This is a genomic window from uncultured Bacteroides sp. (assembly GCF_910586915.1).
GTDB lineage: Bacteria > Bacteroidota > Bacteroidia > Bacteroidales > Bacteroidaceae > Bacteroides.
Window position 1 is genome coordinate 112,104 of sequence record NZ_CAJULN010000008.1, and the last position, 8,345, is coordinate 120,448.

Here is an 8,345-nt window from a genome sequence, read left to right on the forward strand (position 1 = left end):
CGAATTGTAATGTGGATATTGCAAAATTGACTACTTTTGCATCGCAAACTACACATTATAAATAGGTTTTATAATATTATTCAATATATCTTATGCTTAATTTAATCAACCAAATCGTTGAACGCGCAAAAGCAAACCGCCAACGTATTGTTCTTCCCGAAGGTACTGAAGAACGCACATTGAAAGCTGCCAACCAGATTTTGACAGATGAAGTTGCCGACCTTATTTTGTTGGGAAATCCGACCGAAATTAACGAACTCGCTACAAAATGGGGATTGGGAAACATCGGTAAAGCTACTATCATCGACCCTGAAACTTCTCCGAAACACGAAGAGTATGCACAATTGCTGTGCGAACTCCGCAAGAAGAAAGGAATGACCATCGAAGAGGCCCGTAAACTGACAAACGATCCTTTGTTCTTCGGCTGTCTGATGATGAAGAGCGGCGATGCTGACGGTCAGTTGGCAGGTGCCCGCAACACTACCGGTAATGTATTGCGTCCTGCTTTGCAGATTATCAAAACGGCTCCGGGCATCACTTGTGTGTCAGGTGCTATGTTGTTGCTGACTCATGCTCCCGAATACGGAAAGAATGGAGTTTTAGTGATGGGCGACGTAGCTGTAACACCGGTTCCCGATGCTAATCAGTTGGCTCAGATTGCCGTTTGCACAGCTCAGACTGCTAAGGCGGTTGCCGGTATCGAGAATCCGAAAGTTGCCATGTTGAGCTTCTCTACCAAAGGCTCGGCCAAGCACGAAGTGGTAGATAAAGTGATTGAAGCAACCAAGATTGCCAAAGAAATGGCTCCGACCCTTGATTTGGACGGCGAATTGCAGGCAGATGCGGCTCTCGTTCCCGAAGTGGGTACAAGCAAAGCTCCGGGTTCTCTTGTAGCCGGACAGGCAAACGTGCTGATTGTTCCGAGCCTGGAAGTCGGTAACATCTCTTATAAATTGGTTCAACGCCTGGGACACGCTGACGCTGTCGGTCCGATTCTTCAAGGTATCGCTTGTCCGGTAAACGACCTGTCGCGCGGATGCTCCATCGAAGATGTATATCGCATGATTGCTATCACTGCCAATCAGGCTATCGCTGCAAAAGCAAACAAATAAGTATCAGATATAAACGTTTCAAGCATTAAATCGAAAAACGATATGAAAATCTTAGTATTGAACTGCGGAAGTTCATCTATCAAATATAAATTGTTCGATATGACCACTAAAGAGGTGATTGCTCAGGGTGGTATCGAGAAAATAGGTCTGAAGGGCTCTTTCCTGAAACTGACTTTGCCGAATGGTGAAAAGAAAGTGTTGGAAAAAGACATTCCCGAACATACGATTGGTGTGGAATTTATCCTGAATACGTTGATTAGCCCCGAGTATGGTGCCATCAAGTCTTTGGATGAAATCAATGCGGTGGGTCACCGTATGGTACACGGCGGCGAACGTTTCAGCGAATCGGTATTGCTGAACAAAGAAGTGCTGGAGGCTTTCACTGCCTGCAACGACTTGGCTCCGCTTCATAACCCTGCCAATTTGAAAGGTGTGAATGCTGTTTCGGCTATTCTTCCCAACATCCCTCAAGTGGGCGTATTTGATACGGCTTTCCATCAGACTATGCCGGATTACGCATATATGTATGCTATTCCTTACGAATTGTACGAGAAATACGGCGTACGTCGTTACGGCTTCCACGGAACTTCACACCGCTATGTATCGAAGCGTGTATGCGAATTCCTGGGTATCAATCCCGAAGGAAAGAAAATCATCACCTGCCACATTGGTAATGGTGGCTCTATCGCTGCCATTAAAGACGGCAAGTGTATCGACACTACAATGGGCTTGACTCCGTTGGAAGGTTTGATGATGGGTACCCGTAGCGGTGACATTGACGCCGGTGCGGTAACGTTCATCATGGAAAAGGAAGGACTGAATACGACAGGCGTTTCCAATCTGCTGAACAAGAAGAGCGGTGTGCTGGGTATTTCCGGTGTATCGAGCGATATGCGCGAACTGTTGGCCGCTTGTGAAGCGGGTAATGAAAAGGCTATTTTGGCCGAAAAGATGTACTACTACCGTATTAAGAAATACGTTGGTGCTTATGCTGCCGCATTAGGTGGTGTGGATATCATCCTGTTTACCGGTGGGGTCGGCGAGAACCAGATGGAATGTCGTCGTGAAGTTTGCAGGGACATGGAATTCATGGGCATCGAACTCGACTACGAGGTAAATGCGAAGGTTCGTGGCAAAGAAGCCATCATTTCCACTCCTGCCTCCAAAGTGAAGGTGGTAGTGATTCCGACAGACGAAGAGTTGCTGATTGCTTCGGATACAATGGATATTCTGAATAAGTAATCACTCCGTTGCCAAATAAATAGAGAGGATACCTTTCATTCGTGAAGGGTATCCTCTTTTTGTATCCCCATTCCGATAAACATCTTTTAGTACATAAAACCGCTTCCTTAGGAAACAAAACAGATATTGGCTTGTTTTTAATAATAAAGTTGAATTATCAGCAAATATAACAAGTGGATTAACCGTCATATAGCAACAAGAACACCATGAAAACTTATACGAAATACATAGTGACTTTGTTGCCGCATACTCCCGTTTTGCCACGCAGCCTGAGGCAACCGAAGACGACTTGGTGAAATATGCCTTCGCCTTGTTTCTGAACCACGATTTCGCCAAGTCGATCGAGGTGACCGATATGGGCTTGAAGAAGAATCCCCGCCATGCTGCGCTCAACCGCCTGGCAATGTACAACTACACCGACCTGAAACGTTTTGAGGAAGCGATGAAAGCCGCCGACCTCTTCTTCAACGCCTGCGACCGTGCCGACTATTCCTACCTCGACTATATGTACTACGGCCATCTGCTCGAAAACCTCGAGAAATACGACGAGGCAGTGGCGCAATACGAAAAGGCACTCACGCTCGACCCTTCAAAGACCGACTTGTATCAAAACATCTCCACCGCCTGCGAACAGAAAAACGACTATAAGAAAGCAATAAGTGCCTACCAGCGTTATTATGCATCGCTCGGCAAAGAGGAGCAGACGCCCGATTTGCAGTTCCAGTTGGGCAGACTCTACTACGGAGCGGGCACGCAGCCCGATTCGCTGGTCATCACCCCCGACGAGCGCAAACAGGCGTTGGCGGCTGCCGATTCGGTGTTTCAAACCATTGCCGCCGCAGCGCCCGACAATTACTTGGGCAACTTCTGGCGTGCGCGTGCCAACTCCGCCCTCGACCCCGAAACCACACAAGGACTGGCAAAACCCTTCTACGAAGAGGTTACCGCCCTGCTCGAAAGCAAGAACGACTCCCGCTACCACGCCGCCCTGATAGAGTGCTACAGTTACCTCGGCTACTACTACCTCCTGGCCATCGAAGACCCTGCACAGAAAGCCCAGGCGGTTGCCAACCGCGACAAGTCGAAGGAGTACTGGAGCAAGATTCTTGCCCTCGACCCCGACAATGCGACTGCGCAAAAAGCATTAAACGGTATCAGGTAGCCCTTCATACGTGAAGAGAACCACGCCGATACTGTGGCACAGTCGTGCCAATGTATATGGAATGCTTGTTTCATTGCTTTGAAACAAGTGTTCCATTGCTTTGAAACTCTTGTTTCATTGCTTGTGAACACCTGTGCCAACCTATGGGCGCGAGTCCTGACACACCGCCATACTCTTTTTCTTCTATTTTTTTCGTCCTTCCTCTTGCTTTATTCAAAAGATTACTTACCTTTGCGGTGTACTATTATACTAATACACTGTACGGCTAACTATTTAAACAAAACAAAAGTACTATGATTACAGTAAAGAATCTTTCGTTTGCTTATCGTAGCTCGAAGCGTGAGGTGCTACGCGATTTTTCTCTTTCCCTCAGCACCGGCAGGGTGTATGGACTGTTGGGGAAGAACGGTACGGGGAAGTCCACACTTCTTTACCTCATGTCGGGCTTGCTTACGCCTAAGAGCGGCAAGGTGATGTTTCACGGCACCGATGTCCGCCGCCGGTTGCCTGCCACCCTTCAGGATATGTTCCTCGTGCCCGAAGAGTTCGACCTTCCCCCAGTGTCGCTGGTCAGCTATGTGGAGTTGAACAGCCCTTTCTATCCCCGTTTCGACAAAGCGGAGATGATAAAGTACCTCCATTGTTTTGAGATGGATGTCGATATCAACCTCGGCGCACTCTCTATGGGGCAGAAGAAGAAAGTGTTTATGAGTTTCGCGCTCGCCACAAACACCTCGCTCCTGCTCATGGACGAGCCTACCAACGGACTCGACATCCCCGGAAAGAGCCAGTTCCGCAAATTCATCGCCGCCGGAATGTCCGACGACAAGACCATCGTGATTTCCACGCATCAGGTGCGCGATATAGACCATGTACTCGACCATGTGCTGATAGTGGATGAAAGCCGTGTGCTGCTCGACGAATCGACAAGCAACATCTGCGACAAACTCTTCTTTGTCGAAAGCGACGACCGCCAATTGGCGAAGCAGGCACTTTTTGCCATCCCCACCCTCCAGGGCAATCATCTCATACTCCCCAACACCGACAAGGCCGAATCGGAGATAAACTTAGAACTGCTGTTCAGCGCCACCTTAGCCGCTCCCGACGAGATAGCCCGATTGTTTCACCCTCAAAAATAGACGACGATGATGAAAGATACTTTTTTTAGTTTGCCTCGTTTTATGAATCTCTGCCGCAAGGAGATGGTGGAGAATTGGAAATCGAACCTGCTCCGCATCGTGCTGATGTATGGGCTGATGGCGGTGGTGATGATATGGAACGCACATTTTGCCTACCGGTACAATACTAACCCGACGCACGACCGTACATGGGAATTTCTTCTGATTGCCTTCGTGTGGGCTTTGTGGGGCTTCGGCTGTCTGAGCGCCTCGTTCATGATGGAGAAGATGAAGACCAAAACCGGACGTACCTCCGTACTGATGATTCCGGTCACTCCCTTCGAGAGCTTCTTCGCACGCTGGTTTGTGCATACGGTTGTGTTTTTGGTGGTATTTCTCATTGCCTATAAACTGGCAGACTATACGCGCGTACTGCTCTATTCGTTGATTTATCCCGAAATGGAATTCATTCTCCCTGTCAATTTGGCTCATTTGGTAGGGAAGGTGAAGGGTTACTATACCTTGTGCCCTACGGGATGGGAATTCGGCGCATTGATGGCAGCCTATTTCTTTGTGCAGTCTTTGTTTGTGCTGGGCAGCACCATATGGCCCAAGAACTCTTTCCTCAAGACATTTGCCGCAGGAGCGGTGATTGTGGCTGTCTACTCTTTGACAGCAATAGGTCTGTCGGAATTAGTGGACAACTCAAATAAGTACTATCCTTTTCCGCAGAGTGTTCATGCGTCCGACGAAACCGCTTGGGGCTTGTTCATACTTGTTGTTTCCTTCTTCACGCTGCTCAACTGGACATTGGCGTATTTCCGCTTTAAAGAATCCGAAATTATTAACCGAATGTAACCGCTTATGAACTTTAAGGAAAGTAAGGCCATTTATTTGCAGATAGCAGACAGAATCTGTGACGAGATATTGCTGGGGCAGTATCCGGAAGAAGAGCGCATCCCTTCCGTAAGGGAATACGCTGCCATCGTCGAGGTGAACGCGAATACGGTGATGCGCTCCTTCGACTACCTCCAGGCGCAGCAGGTTATCTACAACAAACGCGGCATCGGGTATTTTGTGGCTTCGGGGGCAAAGGAACTGATTCGCTCTCTTCGCAAGGAGACTTTCTTGAAGGAGGAACTGGAGTACTTTTTCCGCCAGTTGTACACGCTTGACATCCCGATTGGAAAGATAGAGACCATGTACCGCGAATTTATGAAACAGCAAAAATAAAAAAAACGAAATCTTATGAAACGTACTACTTATATATTGATGGGGCTTATCGGCTCCGGACTGATAATGATTGTAGCCTTTTTTGTGCTGGTATTCTTGCTCGCACAACCGCGCGAACGCGACAAACTGTTCGTAGGCGGAGAGCCGGCGGAGATGAATATGGACGGCATACGTGTGGTAAAGGTCTCCGTCCGCCAATCCGACGACAAAAACCATGTTTACATACTCGGCGAAATGACCCTCGCCAATGCTGCCGCAGCGGGCGGCGAACGGAAAGCGGTCTATCCGAAGAATGACTACCTGAAAGTGAGCCGAACCAAAGATACACTCTTGCTGGAATTAGACTTCACCACGCCCAACCTTCCGGAACAACAGCAAACGAAAAGCTATATATATACCGACGGACTGGCTGTGCAGATATATGCCGACACGCTGACAAGCATCCTTTGCCCTACGGACGGGTTGGACTTGAAACTGAAGCAATTGGCAACGGATTCCATCTCTATCTGTGGGGGCTATCAGGACATAGTGCTCGATTCCTGCCGTCTGCACTATTTGAGCATCGATGGAAAGCGGGTGTCTTTCGAAGCAAAGAAGAGTGAAATCGACAATCTTCACCTGAATCTCGACCGCATCAACAGATGGAGCTTAGACAGTTGCAAGATAGATACGGAATACCTGCGGGGAAGCGGACATCATCGCAATCATTTGCAGACAGGAGAGTGCAGAAAGGTTATGTGGGTGCCTGCAGGTGAAAACGCGAGGTTGGAGTTGACCTTTCCGCAGAAGTCGTCGATATCTGTGGAGCCTTGATGAAGGACCGGACAGGATTATAACCGGAATCTAAAAAAGGAGCAAGAATGAACTGGCTTTCATTCTTGCTCCTTTTTCTTGGAAAGGGGGTGATGTGTAGGTGCTTATATATGAACGGTTTGCAGGGCATATAGATGCTGCTTTCACGGCATATATGTCCTGCGTCCAGCATCTATATGTCCTGTGTCCAGCTCATATATGTCCTGCACACAGCATCTATATGCGCTGTAACAAGCTGATTATAAGGCTGCAATATGGATAATAATCAGCCTACAAATCAATATTATACAATTTTAGTTTATTATACAACGTCTTCCGGTCGATATCCAACAACTGTGCAGCCTTGCTCTTGTTGTTCCCCGTTTGCCGCAACGCTTCTAAGATATGTTCTTTTTCGTTCTCTTCATTGCGGAGTGCCATGCTGTTGGCAGTCGCAACCGGAGCTTCGAGCAGTTCGCTTCCCAACTCCGGCAACGTAATGAAACTCCCCTGTGCCAGTAGAGTCGCCCTTTTGACAATATTCCTCATCTGCCGCAGGTTGCCCGGCCAGTGATAATTGAGCAAAGCCTGCGAAGCCTTTGCGTCGAAGCCTATCAGTTGTTTGTCCAGTTCCTTGTTCGCCTGGTCGAGGAAGAAGTTGGCGAAGAGCAGAATATCCTCTTTCCGTTCTTTCAGGTCGGGCATTCGTAAGGTAAATTCATTGATGCGGTGATAGAGATCTTCGCGGAACGTACCCTTCTCTATCGCCTGCTCCAAGTGTTCGTTGGTAGCCGACACCAGGCGAATGTCTACGGCAATCTCCTGTGTGGAGCCGACGGGGCGTATCTTGCGCTCTTGTAGTGCGCGGAGCAGTTGGACTTGCACTTCGTAACTGAGGTTTCCTATTTCGTCCAGAAAGATAGTGCCGCCGTTGGCAGCCACGAAAGCTCCCGTCTTGTCTGTCAAAGCGCCGGTGAACGAACCTTTCACGTGTCCGAAAAACTCCGATGCGGCAAGCTCTTTGGGGATAGAGCCGCAGTCGACGGCAACGAACGGTTTGCCGTTTCGCTTGCTGAGCTGGTGGATGCGGTGTGCCACATACTCTTTGCCCGTTCCGCTGGAGCCGTTGATAAGTACCGACATATTGGTAGGCGCCACCAGTCCCACGTAGTTGTAAAGCTGCCTGGCAGCATCGCTTTCTCCTTCCAGATAAGAGTGGGCTTCGGCGGCGGGAGCCTGACAGCTTTCCGTTGGCAGGGCTTCGGATATTTTCTTCAGCAGCTCTTCCGGGTTGACGGGCTTGGCGATGTAATCCCGCGCTCCGAGTTTCATAGCCAGCACGGCCGACTGGATATCCGCATATCCGGTCATGATGATAAGAGGGATGGATACTCCCCGGTCGTTCATCCACTTCAGCAGGTCGATGCCTTCGTGGTCGGGCAACCGCAAATCGGACAATACCAAGTCGACCTTCCGGCTTTCGATATGCTTCCGGGCACGGGCAATGTTACTCACCGAAGATACTTCGAACCCTTTCTTGCCTAACCAGGTTTTGAGCATCATTCCAAAAGTTATATCATCTTCCACTATCAATATGGCTTTCATCCTATCGGGTTTTTGATTCTTTTATCGTACAAAATTATATAGAAAAATCGAGTTTTTCTACACCGGCCCAATAAAAACCGA

General features: G+C 48.7%; 7 protein-coding genes and 1 pseudogene. 7 read left to right on the forward strand and 1 reads right to left on the reverse strand.

The features are described from left to right. Positions 1-92: 92 nt before the first annotated feature. From pta to QZ331_RS05320, 7 genes and pseudogenes are all read left to right on the forward strand, one after another. A complete protein-coding gene (gene pta, locus QZ331_RS05290; protein ID WP_294628682.1) occupies positions 93-1,112 on the forward strand; it encodes a phosphate acetyltransferase in 1,020 nt (339 codons plus the stop codon). Positions 1,113-1,154: 42 nt separating this feature from the next. Further along, the gene (locus QZ331_RS05295; RefSeq protein WP_294628684.1) at positions 1,155-2,354 is read left to right on the forward strand and encodes an acetate kinase; all 1,200 of its coding nucleotides are present in this window, start codon (positions 1,155-1,157) and stop codon (positions 2,352-2,354) included. A gap of 244 nt (positions 2,355-2,598) precedes the next feature. Then, positions 2,599-3,516 (forward strand): annotated as a pseudogene (locus tag QZ331_RS05300) (tetratricopeptide repeat protein); the annotation flags it as partial. 293 nt (positions 3,517-3,809) lie between these two features. After that, positions 3,810-4,655: an ABC transporter ATP-binding protein gene (locus QZ331_RS05305; protein WP_294628686.1), complete on the forward strand. Its 846-nt coding sequence runs from the start codon at positions 3,810-3,812 to the stop codon at positions 4,653-4,655. Between the two features lie 6 nt (positions 4,656-4,661). Continuing rightward, positions 4,662-5,492, forward strand: coding sequence for a hypothetical protein (locus tag QZ331_RS05310; protein WP_294628688.1), 831 nt, complete (start codon positions 4,662-4,664; stop codon positions 5,490-5,492). Between the two features lie 6 nt (positions 5,493-5,498). Continuing rightward, positions 5,499-5,867: a GntR family transcriptional regulator gene (locus QZ331_RS05315; RefSeq protein WP_294628690.1), complete on the forward strand. Its 369-nt coding sequence runs from the start codon at positions 5,499-5,501 to the stop codon at positions 5,865-5,867. 15 nt (positions 5,868-5,882) lie between these two features. Continuing rightward, positions 5,883-6,680, forward strand: coding sequence for a hypothetical protein (locus QZ331_RS05320; RefSeq protein WP_294628692.1), 798 nt, complete (start codon positions 5,883-5,885; stop codon positions 6,678-6,680). A gap of 270 nt (positions 6,681-6,950) precedes the next feature. On the opposite strand, the gene QZ331_RS05325 is transcribed toward QZ331_RS05320, so the two are convergent. After that, positions 6,951-8,264 carry a sigma-54 dependent transcriptional regulator gene (locus tag QZ331_RS05325; protein ID WP_294628694.1) on the reverse strand — a complete coding sequence of 438 codons (1,314 nt, stop codon included), beginning with the start codon at positions 8,262-8,264 and terminating at the stop codon, positions 6,951-6,953. Positions 8,265-8,345: the final 81 nt, after the last annotated feature.